This is a genomic window from Enterococcus sp. DIV0436a, assembly GCF_051711605.1.
GTDB classification, from domain to species: domain Bacteria; phylum Bacillota; class Bacilli; order Lactobacillales; family Enterococcaceae; genus Enterococcus_B; species Enterococcus_B faecium.
The window spans coordinates 1339966-1360881 of record NZ_JBIONA010000001.1; the positions used below are offsets into that span (position 1 = coordinate 1339966).

Below are 20916 nucleotides of genomic sequence, written 5' to 3' on the forward strand. Positions count from 1 at the left end.
TGAAGGTGGGACAGTTTAAAACCTAATAGATTGATTCAAATAGTAGATTTATAGATTCTGATACAAGAAATACTGGCAAACGATAGTTAAGGAATAAAGACTAAACTTAAACTCAAAAAGAGGTCATGCGAAAGAATAAATCGCATGACCTCTTACTATATTTTGAATGTGTTTAAACGTTCAAATAATGAATCTTAGTACCAACCGTTTGCTTCCCAGAATGCTTTCGCCGCTTCCCAAGAACCATAACGTGAAGTAACATATTGTTCTGCTACTCTTTCTTGGTTTGCAGCAGAGTAGTCACCATTTAAGTAAGAAGAATCTAATTGGTAACGGCCGATGTAACGTCCGTTCGTTGCTGTGTAAGAACCGCTTGATTCTTTTTGTGCGATCCATTCTTTTGCAGAGCTTGTGCTTGCTGGAGTAGCAGCAGTTTCTGTTACAGCAGGAGCAGGTTGTGTTTCAGCAACAGGCGCTGCTTGTGTTTCCGTTTGAACCGTTTCTTGTACAACAGGTTGTTCAGCTTGGACTGGTGCTTCTTGAACGGCTGCTTGAGGTTCAGCAGCTGCTTGTGCAGAGCCTTCTGTTGGGATTGTTAATTGTTGTCCTGAGTAGATCAGGTTAATATCAGAAATTGAATTTGATTCTGCAATGGCATTGATCAAGGAGTTATCACCAACGTATTTTTGAGAAATCGTTGATAGAGTATCACCTGATTGAACGGTATAAGCTTCGTCCGCATGAGTAGTCGTTCCCATGAAGAATGCAGCGCCGGCAGCCAAAGTTGTTCCAAAAAGTAAAGTTTTAAGTGATGTCATGAAAAATCTCCTTTATTCGTTAAAAAGTTTTATTTGTTGTGTTCAACGAGGAATACTTTAACACGTGAAAATATTTCATAGGTAAAAGAAGCATGACAATTTATGACAAATCCACGTTTTTTGTAACAGAATGATGTTCGCTCGATGTGAAAAATGATGAGGAATTTCACATAATGCAGAAATAATGGGATTAGAACAGGTGTTCTGATGAGAAAAGAAATGTATAAATAACTTGAAAGAAATTGCTTTTGTTCATCATTTTATTTACATATTGCGTATATTTTTTGTATTTTTGCTTGAGATGTTACAATAAAAGAAAAAGGAGGCGGTTCCAATGAGTAAAAGATACCAGAACATCATGGTAGCAGTTGACGGATCAAGACAATCGATCAAAGCGTTCGCTGAAGCCCTTGACTTAGCAAAGGACAATGAAGCCCACTTATTTATCGTGTCAATCATCAACAAAGTTGAGCTGACCCATAGTGCCTATGCCTTTTCAAAAATCTATGCAGATGAAAAACAAAGAACAGAAGTAGCCATGCTGAAAAAAATCAATGATGCCAAAGAGTTCGGCATTGCTGAGATCCACGCAATAGTTGAAACTGGAGATCCAAGAAATTTGATTGCCAATGTCATCCCTGGACAAGAAAATATTGATTTGATCGTTATGGGAGCGACAGGAAAAGGTGCTATACAACAAGCATTAGTTGGATCGACCGCTTCTTATGTCGTATCACATGCCCCTTGCAGTGTGTTGGTCGTGAAGTAATGAGATAAGGGAGGAATAGAAAATGGTTCGTCCTCAAGAAGTCCGTGCGCCAAAAGAAAAAATAGAAATTTTAGCAATTATTGAAGACGGCACACAAACAAAGAAGGGATACTCGATCGCTTTAGTAAAGTGGAAAGGAAAAAAAGGTGTTGCTCTGAGATGGGATGGAGATAACCAACAAGATAAAGGATTCCCTGTCACAGCTAACGGTTATCATCCAGCGTGGTTTGTTCTGCCTGATAAATTTATGGAATTATACAGCTATGATTATGCAAGAGCCGCAGCATCAATCAAAGCATTAGATAAATTAACAGAAGAGCAGAATGAAATGGAGGAAAAATAAAAAAGACGAACCAATCAGCCTTTAGAAAACTGATTAGTTCGAGGAGTAAAAATGAAAAAAGGTTATTTGGGATGAAACTAGAATAATGCGTATAACTTAAATAAAACTTAAAGCAATAAAATGGCAAGAGGGTGAGGCAAATGGAAGCAGGAAAAGTATTACAGGAAGTAAAAGCACTATGTGCAGATAAAAAATATGAAGAAGCGAAAAGCCTGATCGAAAAGAACAAAGAAAATTTGGAAGAAAAGTACCCGATCGCACAAGAATTTATAGAATTAAAACAAGGAACGATCCTTCACCGATTCAAACATTTTTTTGGTATAACAGAATAGAAAAAACGATTAAAGATCGGCAGAAATTTGCTGCATCTTTAATCGTTTTCTTTTTAAACATGCGAGGGATTCAATTCTGATTCTTATATAAAAAATAGATCCAAATAATAAGAAAAATTACTGAAAGCGTCAATTCGATGATGTGTGTTATTAATACAGACGTTGTTTCCCAATGCCTAAAAGAAAAAATTTGATAAGTAAAATATACAGCAGGTAAAGAGGCCAGTAAAACTGAAAACTTCTTTTTTGTCCATTTTATGTAATAGAAAAGAATGCTTATCATAATAAAAAAAGGAATATAAAAAACAAATTGACCGATCGCGATCATACTATTGCCTCCAATAAATAAAGTCCATGATACAAAATAACACTTTGTGCGAAATGGCGCAAGCAGTTTTGTGGATTTATCCGGTAAAATCTGTATCGATTTTGAAATTAGAGGAGAAACTTGCTATAATCAAAGTGAAAGAAGGAGTGGGATTTTCATGGATCATGTAGTGTTAGAAATCGATTTGCATTTAATCAATAATATTCGGGTGATTTACTATGTTGTAAGTAACAGTGTCGAACAACGTGTACTGACGAATAAAATAAATGGTATTTTAGCAAAGAAAGACGTTCACCGATTCAATAATGGTGAAGGAAGTTATTATAGTATCCCAGTAGAAAAAATTATTTATACGACAGTCAAAGTCAGAGAAGATCTAGATACCAAAAAAGCATATGAACCTATTTTTACAACTTATTGATTGACAGCAGATGGAGGAAAAAAATGAATCCATATGAACAACTTATTCAAGATTTGATCGATGGAAAAATCGAAAAGATTGATGTAAAAAGAGAAGAATTAATGGCTTTTCGAGAAGCGTGGCTGAAGTTGGAGAATCGTAAATATGTGGTGGGAAAAGCCTCACTGAACGGCAATGTGACTTATCATTACGATCCGACACGTTTATTTTAGTATGAAGTATTCAGAAAAGAACCAAAGGAGGACGATGCAGCAGCATTGTCCTCCTTTGATTTTACAAAAGTGAAAGTTTTACTTATTTGAATAGATTTTTAAATTTGTTTTTGACACTGTCGATATTTACATCTTTTAAAAGATTTTGGGCTTTCTCTTTATAAGGTCCTAATTGTTCTTTATGTTCTTCGATAAATCGTTTTGCGCCATCGAAATTGCCGTTCTTAATCATTTCCTTGACTTTTTGAAATAATTCTTCTTGATTCATTTTGAACACATCCTTTGCTATCAACATGATTTTTTACATGGACAAAACGAGAAAAACTGATTTATCCACACGTCAATAATATCAAATAACGATCATTTTTACTAAAAAAACACTCGATTCTCGCTTCTAAAGTAGGAGAAAAATCTCCAACTTGGGACGGATGGAATTTCTTTAACTGACCCATATACTGAATATATAACAAGGAGGTAGAAAGATGAAAGTGATTAAATATTTGATTGGACTGGCGGCGATTAGTGGTATTTTGTTATTTGGACTGAAATATTATACTGAAGGAAGTTATGGAGAAATCCCTGGTATACTTGATCAGCTAAATCCATTAGTTGAAAAAGGAGAGGTCTATGTAAAGACACAAAAACCAGAGGAAGTAAATGAATATGGTACAGCAAGGTATGTGCAGAAAGCTGCTGATGCCAATGGGAAAGAACGAACGGTTGAATTTAATGGTCTTTCTGTGTTAAAAGAAAATCATTATTTGAAAATTAGCAATAAAGGAGCACACATAGAAACGTATGAGGAAGTTCCTAGAGAAAAAGTTCCGGAGAAAGCATTAGCAATTATTGGGTAAATCAGTTTTTGTATTAAGAATACGCCCGATTTTATTATTCATAATTGAATTATGTAAACTAAATACAAGTAGTAAAAATAATACAATAATCCCCCTGCAAAAAGATTGTTCTTTTACAGGGGGTTCATTTTTTCAGCAAGCACATCAAATTGGGATGGCAGGGTTCGAACCTACAATTGCTTGATTCAGAGTCAAGTGCCTTACCAGTTTGGCTACATCCCATTTATTCAACAAAATAATCATAGCACTTTCCTAAAAAAACGCAAGTTATTTTTCTTGATCGGATAGTTGTTGCTTTACTCGTAAAAGGCGACGTACTAGTTTCTTTTCTAATCCAGCAGGAAGGGCAATCAGTTCTGCTACTGACAAGACGGTGTCCAATAACTGATATTCTTTGACAGGTTCATTCATAATATGATAAATGTTTGCTAAACGTTCAATATATTCAAAGCGAGTATACTCTGTTCGAGCAATCAGAAATTTCAATAAATCGGTGGCTTTCTCGTACTCTTGATCTGCGTAATAAACAAGAGATTGACGATACAATTTGATTTCCAGTTCATTGAGGGTAGCAGGTCTGCGACGCTCGTTCCACTCATTAATAGAGACTTTACCTTGAACATTTCCCTTGCAGTCACGGACAAAAATAATCGGAATTTCATTTGGATCCATTTTTTTATGTGTGAATTTTTCCATTATCTACGCTCCCTTCAAAGGTTTGGTATCTTGAGTATAAGGGATTTTTGTTTGAATTACTAGCTTTTCTCCAAAGTTAGCATCTGTCCACCCATTGCAGTGAAAATCGCCGAAAAATCGTTGATCGGTACTGCTCGATTTTTTACACCATAGGGATCGTTGACATAAATATTTTCTTTGTCATATCCAGTGACTACACAAGCATGAACAAGAGGAGTGACTCTTACTTCTCCATTATTTGTGGTCCAAGTCATAAAATCAGTTTCATCTGGGACTTCAAAATTGATAGTCACAGAAGTCCAGACAGGATTTCCTTTAGATAGTGCTTTTTTGATATCATCGAGTTGAGCATCGGTTTTTGGAAAAGTGTGATAATCCGTTTGGACGATTTGCTGAGCAAGGGAGGCAACTGGGGGAACATAGACGCCCATAGCCCAGTCTCCGCCACTGATATCACCAACAAATCCTTCATTAGGATCGCCATGAGTCCCATCTGCATTGAAAACAGGGACGTAATCCAATTGCTCAGCTAACTGGTTTTTAGTTGTTTCATAACCATAAAAAGATAAAAGCATAGAAAGCGAAGTGACTTCACAGCCATTTTCTAAAGAAGGAGAATCAAACTGGCTCTCTAATGGAACATCTAGTAAAACTTCTGCTTTCTCTTTTGTCTTTTTCGTTTTTTGTGTTGAACTTTTTTGTGCAGTGTTCATTGTATGTTCTGGAGAATGGATATGTAGGTAATAACTTGTACCGCTTAATAAAAGAGCAGCTGTGCCCCCTAGAAACAATAGTTTTTTGAACGTTTTTTTCTTCATTTGAAATCTCCCTTTTCAGCTGTTTATCTTTCCTATTATAAATGTATTTTTATTGGAAATGGAAGTATTATATTTTAATATGTAGGAAATAATTAGTTTTTAAGGAATATGTTTTAATTTTTTGAAAAAATTCTTCTAAATACAACAGCTGTTTTAATTGTGAAAACGAAAACAGTACGCTATAATGCCTGTAAGGTTGATTTTTAACTGTAAATAAAAATCAATGAGTTAAATCTCCAAAGAAATAGCAGTGGTAATGTGGAGAAAAGTTCCAGCAGTTTAGGAGGATTTTGATGACGGAAGAAATGATTAATTTAGGAGAACAATATGCATGCAAACCAATTGGTTTTACAAAAACGGTCATTGGTGAAGTTGTATCAAAAATGACAAACTGCGCCGTGGTCAAAGTTGCCCAATGTGCTGCAGAGGACCAAGAATTATTAGATGAAAAAGCAAGCATGGTTGTTGCAAAATATGATACATTTGAATAAAGAAAACAATTGGACGTGCGGCGTGCTGCAAGTCCAATTTCTTTGAGAAGGTAAATCAGTATTCTTTTCCTATTTTCTGGAGAAGAAAAAGCGAGGCGAGTTGTCATGGTAACATTCTTTACGGTTCTATTGTTTTTATTCGTTGTTGTGATGTTTTTATTTCTTTGGCTGGTTCGAAAAGAAATTATTTATCGGACTGTGCGAAATCGATGGGTCTACTTGGTGATACCCTTCTTAGTGTCACTAGTCATTTGGTATACACTCATCAGTCATCCTACAGCAGATGAATTGGCAAAAGGGATCTTGTCAGCAATGATTTTTATTAGTTTTTTGTTGGACAGTAGAGGAATCACAGAAGAAGGACTTGTTTTGAATAGCTTTGACAAAAAAGGTGTTCCTTTTTCTGAGATCAATAAAATTGTATTATATCAGCCAAAAGGTTCTAAAATCGTAAAAATGAATTTTTTCCGAAACGGATGGCGAGGACCGATGCTGAAATTTTCTGCATCATTAGAAGAATTAGTTCCATTTTTGTCCCAACGCTTAAACGATGAAGCAGAGATTGATATTATGATTGATCCAGAATAAAAACAGAGGTTGCGACAAGATGTTTGTCACAACCTCTGTTTTTTATTTTAAATAAGATTATCCAAATACGCGGAAGCGATCGGCATCGTTCATGTATTCTTTTTCCCCAGCCGGTGTTTCTGGTGAACCGAATACTAATTGCGAACGTAGTTTCCAGTTTGAAGGGATATTCCATTCTTTTGCAACTGCTTCGTCAATAACTGGATTGTAATGTTGCAAGTTTGCGCCCAATCCTTTATCAACTGATGCTACCCAAGTATTAGCTGTTGCGATTCCGTTTGATTGTTCTGACCAATCTGGGAAGTTGTCTGCATATAATTCAAATTGTTCTTGTAGACCTTTTACCACGTCAGTATCTTTGAAGAATAATACTGTACCATAACCATTTTTGAAACCAGCTAATTTGTTTTGTGTATTTGGGAAAGCTTCTGCTGGAGTCAATGGGCGAAGTGCTTCTTCAGTGATTTCCCAAAGTTTTTCATGTGCATCTCCGAAAAGGATAACTGCGCGTGTTGATTGAGCATTGAAAGCAGTTGGGCTTTCTTTAATTGCTTCTTTGATCAAAGTTGTTAATTCTTCATTAGAAAGTGAAACATTACGTCCTAGATGATAGATTGAACGGCGGTTTTTCAAAGTGTCAGTAAAAGTTGTCATAATAAAATTTCTCCTTTGATTTGCGTTTTGCATTTTTTTAATTGATTACGAAATGAAGTATAGCACCTTACAAAAAGTAAGTAAACAGATATGCTCACAAAAAATAAGCGAAGTTCAAAAAACAATTTTAATAAGAAAAATCGTTATGTAAGGATTTTCTTGGTTATCGCTTTCATTGTTGTGTTTTAGGAATTTTTGCTTATTTGAAAAAAACAGCTGATATATAATTATTAAATCTCTATCTTCTTTTTTTTATGATATTGCCATTAAAAATTACTTGTTTTTATAGAAAATTAGTTTATATTTCTTAAATAAGTTTTTTAGTTAAATTTTTCGGTAAAGATGTATAATATTTTCTGAAAATTTAAAGAATTGGGGTATAGATTATGGAAAAACAGCAAGACAAGGGCTTCTTCGGGCAGCCGAAGGGATTGTCAACTTTGTTCTTCACTGAGATGTGGGAACGATTTAGTTATTACGGTATGCGTGCATTACTTATCTATTATATGTACGATACAGTTGCCAACGGGGGACTTGGATTACCACGAGCAACAGCATTAGCTATCATGTCGATCTACGGATCTTTGATCTACATGTCTAGTATCGTCGGCGGATGGGTATCTGACCGAGTGTTAGGAGCAAAACGCACTGTATTCTTCGGTGGAGTTTTCATTATGCTTGGCCACATCGTCTTGGCTTTACCATTTGGTGTAAGTACATTGTTTGTTTCGATGGCATTGATTATTATCGGAACCGCCTTTTTGAAACCAAATGTTTCTGGCATGGTCGGACATCTTTATTCAAAGACTGACTTGCGAAGAGATGCAGGATTTTCGATTTTTTACATGGGTGTCAACTTAGGGGCATTATTAGCACCACTAATCGTTGGTACAATCGGTCAAGAATATAACTATCATTTAGGGTTCTCTTTAGCTGCTATTGGGATGTTCTTTGGATTATTACAATACATCATCCAAGGACGCAAGACATTAGACGGAGTGGGTACAACACCGCCGAATCCTTTGACAACTGAAGAACGTAAAGGATTCATCCGTAACTTGATCATCGCACTTGTTGTTATCGCTGCAGTATTCGGCGGGGCACAACTAACTGGTCATCTGACAATTGACTTTTTTGTCAATACAATCAGTGTATTGGGGATTATCTTACCGTTGTATTACTTTATCAAAATGCTGACTTCAAAAGATGTAACTGCTGAAGAAAAACCAAGAGTATGGGCTTATATCCCATTATTCCTTGCAGCAATCATTTTCTGGTCATTACAAGAACAAGGTTCATCTATCTTAGCTTTATTTGCTAGTGAACGTACACAATCTACGCTATTTGGTGTAACGATCCAAGCAAGCTGGTATCAATCATTGAATCCAATTTTCATCTTTATTTTGACACCAGTATTCGTAACGATGTGGACGAAACTTGGTGAACGTCAACCATCTACAGTAGTGAAATTCTCTCTTGGACTTTTATTTGCAGGATTATCGTACTTGCTATTGATGTTGCCGGGTATGCTTTATGGTACAAGTGGAAAAGTAAGTCCATTGTGGTTGTTGGGAAGTTTCTTCATCGTGGTTATTGCTGAATTGTGTCTTTCACCAGTTGGTTTGTCTGTGACAACAAAATTAGCACCACGAGCATTTGAATCACAAACAATCGCTATTTGGTTCTTAGCTGATGCTTCTTCACAAGCAATCAATGCACAAATTGCACGCTTCTACACACCGGGAACAGAATCTGCCTACTTCGGTATTATCGGTGCAGTAGCAATCGTCGGTGGTATCTTGCTATTTACTGTGAAAGAACCAATCAAAAAACTAATGGGCTCTATTCATTAATCAATGAACATAAAGACAGGAATTGCTTATTTGCAGCAGTTCCTGTTTTTTGCGTATACTTAAAAAAGTAGAAATATCAGAACCTTAAAAGAATATAATTTGAAGAATATAGAACAAATGTTCAGTATTTTTTGATATAATAAAGGAGCACCGTATCATGTGTTGAAGGAGGAAAAGCATGTCTTTACAATTTATTCTTGGAAACGGGAAAAAAGATCACCGTCAAGTCTTGATCGACGAAGCATCCGCTTGGCTCGACCAGGATGCAAGTAACCAAGTATTTTTCCTTGTTCCCAACTATAGCAAATTCGAACAGGAACAAGAAATTTTAGCGGAGATGCGAAGAAGAAGCGGAAAAAAAGCTTTCAGCACAACAAACGTTCAAGTATTTAGTTTTTATCGTCTGGCTTGGTATTTGCTGCAACAGACAACTCTTCTTACAGGAAATGAATTATCAGAATCAGGATCTGCAATGATCTTGCGACAGATTTTAGAAAAAAATGAGGAAGAATTAACAATCTTTCGCGGAGAAATCAATAAAAGAGGGTTTATTCGTCAATTACAAGAACTCTACAGTGAATTGCGTACAGGAAATATTCAACCAGAAGACCTGATGCTTTTATTTGGTGATTCACCTAATGCAGAAGACCAGCAACTTAAAATGAAAGACTTGAAGCTGATTTTTTCAGCTTATGACAGCGAATTGACTCAACGTGCACTAACAAATGAAGATGCACTATCTATACTAGCAAATTATATGCAGACACAAGATTTCAACAACGTCAAATTTATTGTCAGTGGTTTTTCTCGAATCAATGGTCAAGAGTATCAATTACTGCAGTCAATGATGGAAAAGGGGCAATTGGTTGTCGATTTATTGCTGGATCGTCCTTATACAGCGGATCTTCCAGAAGTACTTACGCTCTTTCATGAGACTGGAAAGCTTTATTTCCGTCTTTTTCAAAGTGCAAGAGAACGGAAAGTCCCTATATTAGTGGACCGATTTGCACCAGAGCAGACTCGTCCGACAGAGCTTCAACTGCTGCAAACAATGTGGGAAGAGACATCTAGCCAAAAGAAAGCGGCAGTACACAAATTAGGGGGACAAGAGCATCTCCATTTGTGGGAAGCTGAAAATCCAACTGAAGAAGTCCGACAATTAGCTGTTGAAATCAGACGACTAGTCAGTGAAGAAAACTACCGTTATCGTGATATCCAAGTGCTGACAAAAAATATGTCTTTATATGGAAATATCCTTCGGCCGATCTTTCAAGAAATGGCAATTCCTTTTTATATCGATGAAGAACAAATGATGGAAAATCATCCGCTGATCGAATGGATCAACAGTCTGTTCGCTCTTGACCGCTATTCTTATCGGCTAAGTGATATTATGCGTTTTTTCAAAACTGAATTATTTCTGTCGACGGAAGCAGAAACCGAACTTGATGAATGGAAACAAGAGCGAGATGAATTCAGGAAAAAACTGGACATCACTGAAAATGTAGCACTTGCTTACAATTATCAAGGAACTTATTGGACTCGTGAAAAAGACTGGCAGTTTGTGGCGTATGATTTTGAAGCAGAACAGATTGAAGACGTACAGTATTTGGAAGAACAGTCAAATACGATTAGACGATTATTTCAGAAAGCTGTACCAGTATTTTTGAAAAAAATAAAGAAAAGCAAAACAGGACAAGAGGCCGCAAATGTTTTTTATCAATTTTTGATCCAAAGTGGCGTACAGCAACAATTATTGTTTTGGCGTAATCAGGAAGTAGACAGAGGAAACTTAGAAGCGGCAAGAAACCATGAGCAGACATGGGGAGCGCTGATTGATCTGTTGGATGAATATGTAGTAATTTATGGTGAATCGGCTTTTGACTGGTCACTGTTCCAAGAAATCATTACGAGTGGTCTAGAAAATCTAAGTTATGGTAAAATCCCTACCGCAATCGACCAAGTGCGAATCAATCGTTTGGAATTAGTTCGACCAAATCAAGCTGCCGTCACTTTTGCATTAGGGTTGAATGATCAAGTGTTTCCAGACCGCAAAGAGACAAAAGGATTGTTGTCCAGTGAAGAACGAGAAGTATTAAATCAGGCCTTGCCAGATGGACAGTTTTTATTCGACCCATCAAAGGAAAGTATCTCTTTTGAGCCTTTCCAAGCCTATCTTGTTTTTCTTTCCGGAACAGATCGATTATATCTTAGTTATGCACAAAGCTATGACACAGATGGTTCGCTGAAGATGTCTCCTTATTTGCGTAGAATCACAGAATATTTATCTGTTCCCGTCGAGAGAAAAGAGCATTTGACGATCGAAAGCGACCCTAATTGTTATGTAGGGACTTACAGAAGCGGAATCAATACAGTCAATAGGATTTATCGATTAGCTTTAGATGAAAAAAAACCTGTACCAAAGCACTGGCAAAAGCTCAAAGAATTAGTACTGAATTCGTCATGGCGAAATTTTGCTTTACAGATTTTTGAAAGTCAGGAACATTTAAATGTTCCTGTTTCGATGCCAGAAAAAATGGCGGAAGAGCTTTATGGAAAAGAAATTTATACTTCAATTTCACGTATGGAGAATTTTTATAATTGTGAATACAAATACTTCATGCAATTTGGTTTGAAATTGAAAGAACGAACTGTTTATGGTCTAACTCCAGCAGCAACTGGTGATTTTTATCATGAATCATTGGATCGTTTCTTCAAGCTACTGTTTTCAAACCAATTATCCTTAGTGAATATGTCCGATACGCAGCGTAGAGACTTTACTGAAAAAGTGCTGCAGGAAGTATTCGGAGAACTTCGGTTTGAGATATTGGATAGTTCTGCAAGAATGAACTATATCCGCTACCAGTTAGGACAGACGATTCAAAAAGTGGCATGGGCTTTGCAAAAACAGAGCAAAAATACAGGCATGCATCCTCTTCAGACAGAGATTCTATTTGGTCAGATTGCTGGAGCAAAAGGTATCACAGGTCTGGAATTACCGTTGAGTAATGGTGGAAAACTCCATGTTCGAGGGAAAATCGATCGAATCGATGTAGCTTCTGAACAAGAAGATACTTGGCTAAGCGTCGTTGATTACAAATCTAGCGGACGTTCATTCGATGTCACAGAAGCTTATTATGGCATGGCTATGCAATTATTGACGTATCTGGACGTAGCATTGATGGATGCGGTACGTTTGACTGGAAAGGCGGCTGTTAAACCAGCAGGATCATATTATTTACATGTTCATAATCCTGTATTGACGGAGACAGATGATGTAGAGAAGAATACATTGAAAAAATTTAGTTATGATGGCGTTTTTGTCGATGATCCCGCTCTTTTAGAAGTACTAGATCATTCACTGGAAGCAAAAGAACAATCACTGATCTATCCAGTGAAAAAAAATGCGAAAGATGAATACCAAAAAGGTAGTTTCAGTAAAGACAAATTTTTCACGGAAGAAGAACTGCAACTATTCATGGCGCATAATCGGGAAAATATGCGGTTAGCTGGAGATGCGATTACTTCCGGAGAAATCAAACTAAATCCAGCTTATAAAGATAAACAGCGGATTGCCTGCGAATTTTGTCCATTCAGAAGCATCTGTACGTTTGATGTGATGCTGAAAGAAAATAATTACCACCGTCTGGAGAAAATAGATAAGGAAGAAGCACTGCGTAGAATATTGAAAAGGAGTGAAGAAGAGTGAATCAAATTCCTTTAAAACCGCAAAATGAACGATTCACAGATGATCAGTGGCAAGCGATTTTTGATCAAGGAGATAATCTATTAGTCTCTGCGTCTGCCGGATCAGGTAAAACTACAGTGCTTGTTCGAAGAGTGATTGAAAAACTAAAAATGGGTTTTGATATCGATGAATTATTGATTGTGACATTTACTGAAGCTGCCGCAAGAGAAATGAAAGAAAGAATTCAAGAGGCATTACAAGAATCCGTCAATAGCGAAAGTGACCCTGTACGTAGACAGCATTTTACTAAGCAGTTAGTTTTATTGCCCACAGCGAATATCTCAACCTTACATGCTTTTTGCCTGACAGTTATTCGACGTTATTATTACTTAATTGATATTGATCCAGTCTTTCGCATGTTAACAGATGAAACAGAAACGATCTTGATGAAGGAGGATGTGTGGGACGAGCTGAGAGAAGCACTTTATGCAGAAAATGATGAACGATTTTTCCAATTAACAATGAATTTTTCTAATGATCGTTCAGATGACGGCTTGACGAATCTGGTGTTTTCTCTTTATGAGTTTGCCCGTGCCAACCCTGACCCCCAAAAATGGCTAGAACAGTTAAGCGATAATTATCGTTTGCCTGAGGGGCTAGCGAAATCTCGATTATATCAAGAACAAATCCGTCCTTTAGTTTTGGCAGATATATACCAATGTGTACAATTATATGAACAGATGACTCAGTTAGCACAAGGTGAAGGATTAGAAAAAATGCATGAGCAAGTAGCTGGAGAACAACAGCAGATCAAGAATATCTATGAAGCGTTCTCGCAAGATCGGTTAGAAGAAGCTTATGCTGGTTTGGAACAACTAACTTTTTCAACTTTTAAGAGCAGCCGGAAAGCAGAATTGAAAGAAATTTCCAATGAAGTCAAGGGCATGAGGGATAAAGCAAAAAAACTGATTCAGCAGATAAGTAAAAGTTATTTTCCTGTTTCCCCAAGCCAAATGGAAGAATTAACGGACAAAGCACTACCGTTAGTCGAAGAAATGACAAAAGTCACGCAAAGCTTCATGGACGGTTTCAGTATGCGTAAACGGGAAAAAGGTGTGCTGGATTTCAATGATCTGGAACATTTAGCGTTGCAGATTCTCACAGAAAAAACGAAAGATGCATGGCTGCCAAGTGAAGCTTCAAAACATTATCGAAAAAAATTCAAAGAAGTAATGGTAGATGAATATCAAGACGTGAACCAATTACAAGAAGCCATTTTATACTGGCTAAGAGAACCTGATGATACAAAAGGAAATATGTTCATGGTTGGGGATGTCAAACAATCCATCTATTCTTTCCGTTTAGCAGATCCTAGTTTATTTATCGGGAAATACGAGAATTTCTCAAAGAAAGAAGGCGGACGTCGAATCGTTTTGGCTGAGAACTTCCGCTCTAGAAAAGAAGTCCTTTCTTTTACGAATCTTATTTTTGAACAACTAATGGATCCAGCAGTGGGTCAAATCAATTATGACGAAGCAGCCAAACTGATCCAAGGATTTTCAGACTTTCCAGAGAATGAACAGTTTGAGCCGGAAATCATGATCTATGAAAAAGAACAGGAAGAATCAGAGATTGAGATTCCGACGGATGATATACTGGAAGACAAAACAGAAGGCGAACTTTTTATGACAGGACTAAAAATTCGTCAATTAATTGATTCCTCCTTTATGATTTATGATAAAAAATCAAAAAAAAGTCGTCCGATAGAGTACAAAGACATTGTTCTCTTGACACCTACAAAGAAGAACAACTTAACGATTTTAGAGATTTTCAAAACATTGGATATTCCATTAGAGATGAATGATGCTCAAAACTATTTTCAAGCGACAGAAATTCGCACGATGATCTCGCTGCTACAATTAATCGATAATCCCTATCAAGATATTCCGCTTGCGGCTGTATTGCGCTCACCGATCGTGGGTCTGATTGAACCAGAATTAGCCAGCATTCGATTAGCTGACCGTGCACATACTTACTATGATGCTGTGCTTGCTTATCAAGCATCAAACGAAGATGAATTAGCAGCTAAGCTGGAACATTTTGGCAAGCAACTAGAGCATTGGCGAGAACTTGCTCGCCGTTCTTCGATCACTGACTTGTTATGGGATATCTATTATGAGACGGGATATCTAGAGTATGTGGTGGGTCTGCCAGCAGGGGCACAGAGACAAGCCAATCTTTATGCATTGGTTGATCGTGCCAAAGCTTACGAGCAAAGTTCTTTCAGAGGATTATACCAGTTTGTGCGTTTCATTGAAAAAATGCAAGAAAAAGATAAAGACTTAGCAGAACCAGTCATTTCAATAGAAGATAATGCTGTTCGCGTTATGACGATCCATGCAAGTAAAGGCTTGGAATTCCCAGTTGTATTTTTGTTAGATATGACAAAGGAGTTCAACTTACAAGACTTGCGCAATCGGTATGCTTTTGAAGAAAAACTTGGAGCAGGAATTCGCTATATGGATCCTGAAACACGAGTGTTATATGATACGTTACCGTTTCAAGCCATCAAATTGGCAAAGCAAAACAAATTGTTGTCGGAAGAAATGCGTAAATTGTATGTAGGATTGACTCGGGCAGAACAAAAGCTTTTCATTGTCGGTTCCTATAAAAATAAAGAGCAAATGATCCAAACGTGGTCTGAAGCAGCTGATCATGAGGAGTTGGTTTTTGATCCTGCGCTACGTTTGAAGGGCAGAAGCAGCTTGATGAATTGGATTGGTTACGGATTGATCCGTCATCCTGAAATGCAGAAATACTTAGAGGAAGAAATTTCGACTTCTCTTCTTCAACATTCAAATGCACAGTTTTCTATTTCATGGATGAATCAGCAATCGATCATTGAACAAAGACAGTTGCTTGCTGAAAAAGAACTGGTTAACTTAGATCAGCAGATGAAAGAAGATGAAACTTTATTAGCAGATTCGTTACAAAAACGTCTGGCATATGAATATCCTTATCAAGCTTCTTCACAAACCACAAGTTATCAATCTGTATCTGAAATCAAACGATTATTCGAAGATCCAGATGATACACAAGAATCACGTTTGACTCTGGAAAGCAGTCAGAACAAAGCAGCATCCCGTCAATTTCGTTATACGCAAGAACAACTAGCAGAACCAAAATTTTTGCAAAAAGATCGGCAAGTGTCAGCAGCTGCTGTTGGAACTGCTACGCATGCTTTGTTACAATTACTGCCATTAGAGATGCCAACTACAGAGAGTATCCATCAAAAATTACAGGAATTGGTAAGGAAACGGTTAGTAGACGAAAAAGTCGCGAAAAAAGTAGATGTTTCTTCTATTATATGGTTCTTTCAAACAGAACTTGGTCAACAGCTGATTGCCAACAAAGAAAACGTAAAACGAGAACAACCTTTTTCCATGCTGCTTCCTGCTGACGAAGTATTTCAAGACTATCCAAATCAAGAAGATGAACTATTAATCCACGGAATCGTCGATGGATACCTAGAAGAAAAAGATCATCTCAATATCTATGATTTTAAAACAGATTTTATTTTACATCCGGATGATCCAGCAGAAATAGATGCAATCGTCCAAAAATATCAAGGACAGCTAAGACTTTACCAACAAGCAATGTCAGAAGCTTTGAATAAGCCAGTAGAAAATGTTTTCCTAATTTTGCTTCGAGTGAAACAAATTATAAACATTAACAAATAATTATAATTGAGCAAACTTGACTTATGTTTTGTAAGGATTATGCTATACTCTGGGAAGAGGTGAGTATGATGGAGCTAACACAGACAGAATTCGTTTTATGCCCTAAATTTGAAAAAACATTCTCTATTTTAGGAAAAAAATGGAACGGATTGATTATCGATGTACTACTCGAAAACGGTCCGCAACGCTTTGTTGAGCTTGCGGCAAAAATCCCGATGGTCAGTGATCGAGTATTAGTCGAACGCTTGAAGGAATTAGAAAAAGAAGGAATAGTCACTCGAAACTTTGCCTGTAGCGAAAAGAGCCGTTCAGAATATCTCTTGACTGAAAAAGGAGCAGACTTGCAAAAAGCGATGCGTCAAATACAAGTTTGGAGCGAAAAATGGGTCACAGAGGAAGAATGCGGTTGATTTTGTAAAAAAAATCTTGTAAACTATAGTCCATACGAATAAGTAAAGAACGATGACGAAAAAGAGTAGTTTGGCTAAACCAGTTCAGGGAGATCTGTCGCAGACTGAAAGCAGATCCTGTGTTTGAAAAATGAAGTTCACTTTCCGAGTTCGTCTGATAAAATCAGACCGGCAATTGTCGTTAACGAAGTAAGAGTGCGGTGTAAGTCATTTATCCGCAAATTAGGATGGTAACGCGAAGACCTCGTTCCTTAACAGGAATGAGGTCTTTTTGTTTTGTATTTGGAATTTAAAGGAGGAACAAGCACATGTCTCTACAAGCACAATTAGAGAGCTTGAAAGAAGCAACGCTCGTCAAAATCACAGCGGCACAAGATTTAAATGAATTAAATCAAATACGTGTTGAAACGTTAGGAAAAAAAGGACCGATCACAGAAGTATTACGTGGGATGAAAGATCTAAGTCCAGAAGAGCGACCAAAAGTCGGAAGTTTCGCAAATGAGATCCGAGATTTTTTGACAGAAGAGATCGAGCGAAAAAAACAAGTATTAGAAGAAGAAGCGTTAAATGCAGCTTTGGCAAAAGAAACAATAGACGTGACACTACCTGGTAGAAAAGTAAAACATGGTACACGTCATATCGTGACACAAATCATGGAAGAAATTGAAGATATTTTTGTGGGTATGGGGTATCAGATCGTAGAAGGATATGAAGTAGAATCTGATCATTACAATTTTGAACGGATGAATCTGCCAAAAGATCATCCAGCAAGGGACATGCAAGATACTTTCTATATTTCAGACGAGATATTGATTCGGACACATACTTCACCAGTCCAAGCACGGACAATGGAAAAACATGATTTCTCTAAGGGTGCTCTACGAATGATCTCGCCAGGGAAAGTCTTCCGCAGAGATACAGATGATGCGACCCACAGTCATCAGTTCCATCAAATTGAAGGGCTAGTTGTTGATAAAAACATCACAATGGGCGACCTTAAAGGAACATTAGAAGTCGTAATGAAAAAAATGTTTGGGGAAGATCGTGAAATTCGTTTGCGTCCAAGTTATTTCCCATTTACGGAACCATCAGTAGAAGTAGATGTCAGCTGTTTCAAATGTGGTGGTGCCGGCTGTAACGTATGTAAATACACTGGATGGATCGAAATTTTAGGAGCTGGCATGGTACACCCGAATGTGTTGAAGATGTCAGGAATCGATCCAGAAGAATATTCAGGCTTTGCTTTCGGCCTTGGACCAGACCGCGTAGCTATGTTGCGGTATGGAGTGAATGATATCCGTAATTTCTATCAAAATGACTTACGTTTCTTAAGTCAGTTCAAGGGGGAGTAAGAAAATGTTAGTTTCATATAAATGGCTCAATCGTTATGTAGATTTATCGAATGTAACACCAAAAGAATTAGCGGATAAGATGTCTGTGACAGGAATCGAAGTAGAGGGAATCGCGGTTCCAGAAGAAGGCTTGAAAAAAATCGTTGTCGGTGAAGTCAAGGAATGCGTACCACATCCAGATTCTGATCACCTTTCTATTTGTCAAGTCGATATTGGCGAAGACGAACTGTCTCAAATCGTTTGTGGAGCGCCTAATGTGAAGGTTGGAATCAAAGTGATTGTTGCACTTCCTAACTCACGTATCGCTGGTAATGTAAAAATCAAAAAAGGAAAAATGCGTGGCCAAGTATCAAATGGCATGATTTGCTCATTACAAGAAATTGGCTATTCAGATAGTGTTATACCGAAAGAATACGCTGAAGGTATCTATTATATGCCACAAGAAGCTGTAAATGGCGATCCAGTTTTTCCTTATTTGGATATGGATGATTCGATTATTGAATTGTCTATCACACCGAATCGTGCGGATGCATTGTCAATGCGTGGCGTAGCTTATGAAGTTGGGGCAATTTATCGTCAGACTCCTACATTCGATGACGAAAAGCTGGTAGAATCCTCACGTCCTGCTAGCGATAAAATTCAAGTGGAAGTTGAAGATAAAGAAGCAGTTCCTGCTTATCAAATCAGAATCATTGAAGGGGTAAGAATCCAGCCAAGTCCTCAATGGCTGCAAAATCTTTTGATGAACGAAGGCATTCGTCCAATCAACAATGTAGTAGATGTGACGAACTATATTTTGCTTTTATTCGGACAACCACTACATGCATTTGACTACGACAAATTGAAATCAAAAGAGATCTTTGTCCGCCGTGCAAAAGAAAATGAAACATTAGTAACACTAGATGGAGAATCTCGGGAATTGACAACTGACAATCTCGTCATTACTAACGGCAAAGAACCAGTTGCTTTAGCTGGTGTCATGGGAGGGTTAGACTCAGAGATCACGAATGAAACAACAACAGTTGCACTAGAATCTGCTTTATTTGATCCAATTTCGATTCGTCGTACAGCAAAACAATTTAATTTGCGTAGTGAATCCTCTGCACGTTTTGAAAAAGGAATCAACCATGCGACTGTTGGAGAAGCCAGTGAGGTTGCTGCAGCAATGATCGTTTCTCTTGCGGGTGGGGAAGTTCTACAAGGCGCGGTCAAAGGTTCAGAGATCAAAGCAGAAGACGTATCAGTGAAGATTTCACTTGAACGCATCAATCAATATTTAGGAACATCTCTTGTCGTTAAAGAAGTAAATGAGATTTTTGAAGCACTTGGATTTAGCTATGAAGAAAAGGATCATGTTTATTCCGTAGTAGTACCACCAAGACGCTGGGATATCCAAATCGAAGCAGATATTATCGAAGAAGTTGCTCGTATTTATGGATACGACCAGTTGCCATCTACACTTCCAAGTGGAGAAACGGTTGCTGGAAGCTTGTCAAAAGAACAAGAAACTACTCGTAAAATTCGTACGATCTTTGAAGGAAGCGGATTGAGCGAAGCAATCAGTTATGCATTGACAACAGAAGAAAAATCAAGACAGTTTGTTATAAAAGAAAGCAATATTACACGTTTGGACTGGCCAATGAGCGAAGAACGTTCTGTATTACGAATGAATTTGATCAGCGGACTATTAGATGATATCAGTTATAACACTGCTCGAAAAAATACAGAGATTGCTTTATATGAAATTGGGCGGGTATTCTTCCAAGAAAATGATCCGTGCACACATCTGCCGCAAGAAGTAAAACATGCAGCAATCGCTATTTCTGGTATTTGGGAAGAAAAAGATTGGCAGACGAAAGCTCAAAATGTAGACTTTTTCACCATCAAGGGTCTTTTAGAAAACTTATTTGAACAACTAGGCATCACTGAAGATGTCCATTATCAAACAGTGACAGAAATGAAGGAAATGCATCCTGGAAGAACTGCTGCGATTTACCTTGGCGAAAAATTTATTGGTTTTGTCGGTCAAGTGCATCCAACGATTGCAAAAAGTTATGATATTCCAGAAACATATGTTGCTGAGTTTGATTTATCTGCTGTAGTGGAAGCTGCTCAAAAAGGGATCGTTTTCGAAGCAGTGACAAAATTCCCAGCAGTCAGCCGGGACATCGCTTTGCTTGTAAAAGAAACTGTGACAAATCAGGAATTAACAGAAGTTATCCGTTCTGCTGCCGGAAGATTTTTAATAGATATCCAATTATTTGATGTCTATCAAGGAGAAAACATTGAAAAAGGACATAAATCCATGGCGTATAGCCTGACATTCGTCAACCCAGAAGCAACATTGACAGATGAAGAAATCAATAAAGGAATGGAAAAAGTCGAAAAAGCGTTGGTAGAAAACCTAGAGGCAAGTATTCGCTAAGAGGGAAAATATAGTAAGTAACAATCAAGTAGCTTTTGAAGACCATACATTTGAAAAAGAGATGTGACGAAGTTGTGTCACATCTCTTTTTTTGATTTTAAAAAAGGAATAGCACAGAGACGAGATA

At 37.4% G+C, this 20916-nt stretch carries 20 protein-coding genes, 1 tRNA gene and 1 other annotated feature; of the genes, 14 read left to right on the top strand and 7 right to left on the bottom strand.

Annotation, left to right across the window (positions count from 1 at the left end; genetic code table 11):
- Positions 1–194: 194 nt before the first annotated feature.
- Positions 195–818 (bottom strand): LysM peptidoglycan-binding domain-containing protein, encoded by a 624-nt coding sequence (locus IGL15_RS06500; RefSeq protein WP_104765540.1) that lies wholly within the window; start codon positions 816–818, stop codon positions 195–197.
- 334 nt (positions 819–1152) lie between these two features.
- Here IGL15_RS06500 and IGL15_RS06505 point away from each other — a divergent pair, with 334 nt between their 5' ends.
- The 3 genes from IGL15_RS06505 to IGL15_RS06515 all read left to right on the top strand — a co-directional run bounded on the left by IGL15_RS06505 (position 1153) and on the right by IGL15_RS06515 (position 2262).
- Positions 1153–1587: a universal stress protein gene (locus tag IGL15_RS06505; RefSeq protein ID WP_002292929.1), complete on the top strand. Its 435-nt coding sequence runs from the start codon at positions 1153–1155 to the stop codon at positions 1585–1587.
- Positions 1588–1609: 22 nt separating this feature from the next.
- Positions 1610–1930, top strand: a complete 321-nt coding sequence (locus IGL15_RS06510) for a hypothetical protein (RefSeq protein ID WP_002295768.1) — start codon at positions 1610–1612, stop codon at positions 1928–1930.
- Positions 1931–2070: 140 nt separating this feature from the next.
- The gene (locus IGL15_RS06515; RefSeq protein ID WP_002296424.1) at positions 2071–2262 is read left to right on the top strand and encodes a hypothetical protein; all 192 of its coding nucleotides are present in this window, start codon (positions 2071–2073) and stop codon (positions 2260–2262) included.
- Between the two features lie 70 nt (positions 2263–2332).
- Here IGL15_RS06515 and IGL15_RS06520 read toward each other — a convergent pair whose 3' ends face one another.
- Complete coding sequence (locus tag IGL15_RS06520; protein ID WP_002321369.1) at positions 2333–2590, bottom strand: glucose uptake protein; 258 nt, start codon at positions 2588–2590, stop codon at positions 2333–2335.
- Positions 2591–2747: 157 nt separating this feature from the next.
- On the opposite strand from IGL15_RS06520, the gene IGL15_RS06525 reads away from it, so the two are divergent.
- Together IGL15_RS06525 and IGL15_RS06530 are read left to right on the top strand one after the other, a co-directional pair.
- Positions 2748–3011, top strand: a complete 264-nt coding sequence (locus IGL15_RS06525) for a hypothetical protein (protein WP_002292935.1) — start codon at positions 2748–2750, stop codon at positions 3009–3011.
- Between the two features lie 23 nt (positions 3012–3034).
- On the top strand, positions 3035–3223 hold the full coding sequence (locus IGL15_RS06530) for a hypothetical protein (protein WP_002288067.1): 189 nt from the start codon (positions 3035–3037) through the stop codon (positions 3221–3223).
- Positions 3224–3305: 82 nt separating this feature from the next.
- Here IGL15_RS06530 and IGL15_RS06535 read toward each other — a convergent pair whose 3' ends face one another.
- Positions 3306–3491, bottom strand: coding sequence for a hypothetical protein (locus IGL15_RS06535; RefSeq protein ID WP_002288064.1), 186 nt, complete (start codon positions 3489–3491; stop codon positions 3306–3308).
- 214 nt (positions 3492–3705) lie between these two features.
- On the opposite strand from IGL15_RS06535, the gene IGL15_RS06540 reads away from it, so the two are divergent.
- Positions 3706–4077: a YxeA family protein gene (locus IGL15_RS06540; protein ID WP_002288062.1), complete on the top strand. Its 372-nt coding sequence runs from the start codon at positions 3706–3708 to the stop codon at positions 4075–4077.
- Positions 4078–4226: 149 nt separating this feature from the next.
- Here the strand turns inward: IGL15_RS06540 and IGL15_RS06545 are convergent.
- The 3 genes from IGL15_RS06545 to IGL15_RS06555 form a co-directional block, all read right to left on the bottom strand.
- Positions 4227–4299, bottom strand: a tRNA-Gln gene (locus tag IGL15_RS06545).
- A gap of 45 nt (positions 4300–4344) precedes the next feature.
- Entirely contained in the window at positions 4345–4773 is a 429-nt protein-coding gene (locus IGL15_RS06550; protein ID WP_002295776.1) for a hypothetical protein, read from the bottom strand.
- 59 nt (positions 4774–4832) lie between these two features.
- Complete coding sequence (locus tag IGL15_RS06555; protein WP_002297431.1) at positions 4833–5591, bottom strand: C39 family peptidase; 759 nt, start codon at positions 5589–5591, stop codon at positions 4833–4835.
- A 293-nt stretch (positions 5592–5884) separates the two neighbouring features.
- Between IGL15_RS06555 and IGL15_RS06560 the strand changes: the two genes are divergently transcribed.
- A complete protein-coding gene (locus IGL15_RS06560) occupies positions 5885–6082 on the top strand; it encodes a hypothetical protein (RefSeq protein WP_002288059.1) in 198 nt (65 codons plus the stop codon).
- A gap of 105 nt (positions 6083–6187) precedes the next feature.
- Complete coding sequence (locus IGL15_RS06565) at positions 6188–6670, top strand: hypothetical protein (protein ID WP_002288056.1); 483 nt, start codon at positions 6188–6190, stop codon at positions 6668–6670.
- Positions 6671–6727: 57 nt separating this feature from the next.
- Here the strand turns inward: IGL15_RS06565 and IGL15_RS06570 are convergent, their stop codons facing one another.
- Positions 6728–7324 (bottom strand): nitroreductase family protein, encoded by a 597-nt coding sequence (locus tag IGL15_RS06570; protein WP_104765538.1) that lies wholly within the window; start codon positions 7322–7324, stop codon positions 6728–6730.
- 386 nt (positions 7325–7710) lie between these two features.
- Between IGL15_RS06570 and IGL15_RS06575 the strand changes: the two genes are divergently transcribed.
- The 6 genes from IGL15_RS06575 (at position 7711) to pheT (ending at position 20789) form a co-directional block, all read left to right on the top strand.
- Positions 7711–9177 (top strand): peptide MFS transporter, encoded by a 1467-nt coding sequence (locus tag IGL15_RS06575; RefSeq protein WP_002288052.1) that lies wholly within the window; start codon positions 7711–7713, stop codon positions 9175–9177.
- Between the two features lie 178 nt (positions 9178–9355).
- On the top strand, positions 9356–12883 hold the full coding sequence (locus IGL15_RS06580) for a PD-(D/E)XK nuclease family protein (RefSeq protein ID WP_104765537.1): 3528 nt from the start codon (positions 9356–9358) through the stop codon (positions 12881–12883).
- Complete coding sequence (gene addA, locus IGL15_RS06585; protein WP_104765536.1) at positions 12880–16602, top strand: helicase-exonuclease AddAB subunit AddA; 3723 nt, start codon at positions 12880–12882, stop codon at positions 16600–16602. The genes IGL15_RS06580 and addA overlap by 4 nt, the downstream gene beginning before the upstream one ends.
- Positions 16603–16670: 68 nt before the next feature.
- The gene (locus IGL15_RS06590) at positions 16671–17012 is read left to right on the top strand and encodes a winged helix-turn-helix transcriptional regulator (RefSeq protein WP_002295781.1); all 342 of its coding nucleotides are present in this window, start codon (positions 16671–16673) and stop codon (positions 17010–17012) included.
- Positions 17013–17055: 43 nt separating this feature from the next.
- Positions 17056–17267 (top strand) — a binding site (T-box leader).
- A gap of 53 nt (positions 17268–17320) precedes the next feature.
- The gene (gene pheS, locus IGL15_RS06595; RefSeq protein ID WP_002337713.1) at positions 17321–18364 is read left to right on the top strand and encodes a phenylalanine--tRNA ligase subunit alpha; all 1044 of its coding nucleotides are present in this window, start codon (positions 17321–17323) and stop codon (positions 18362–18364) included.
- Positions 18365–18368: 4 nt separating this feature from the next.
- Positions 18369–20789, top strand: a complete 2421-nt coding sequence (gene pheT / locus IGL15_RS06600; protein ID WP_104765535.1) for a phenylalanine--tRNA ligase subunit beta — start codon at positions 18369–18371, stop codon at positions 20787–20789.
- The last annotated feature ends 127 nt before the right edge of the window (positions 20790–20916 follow it).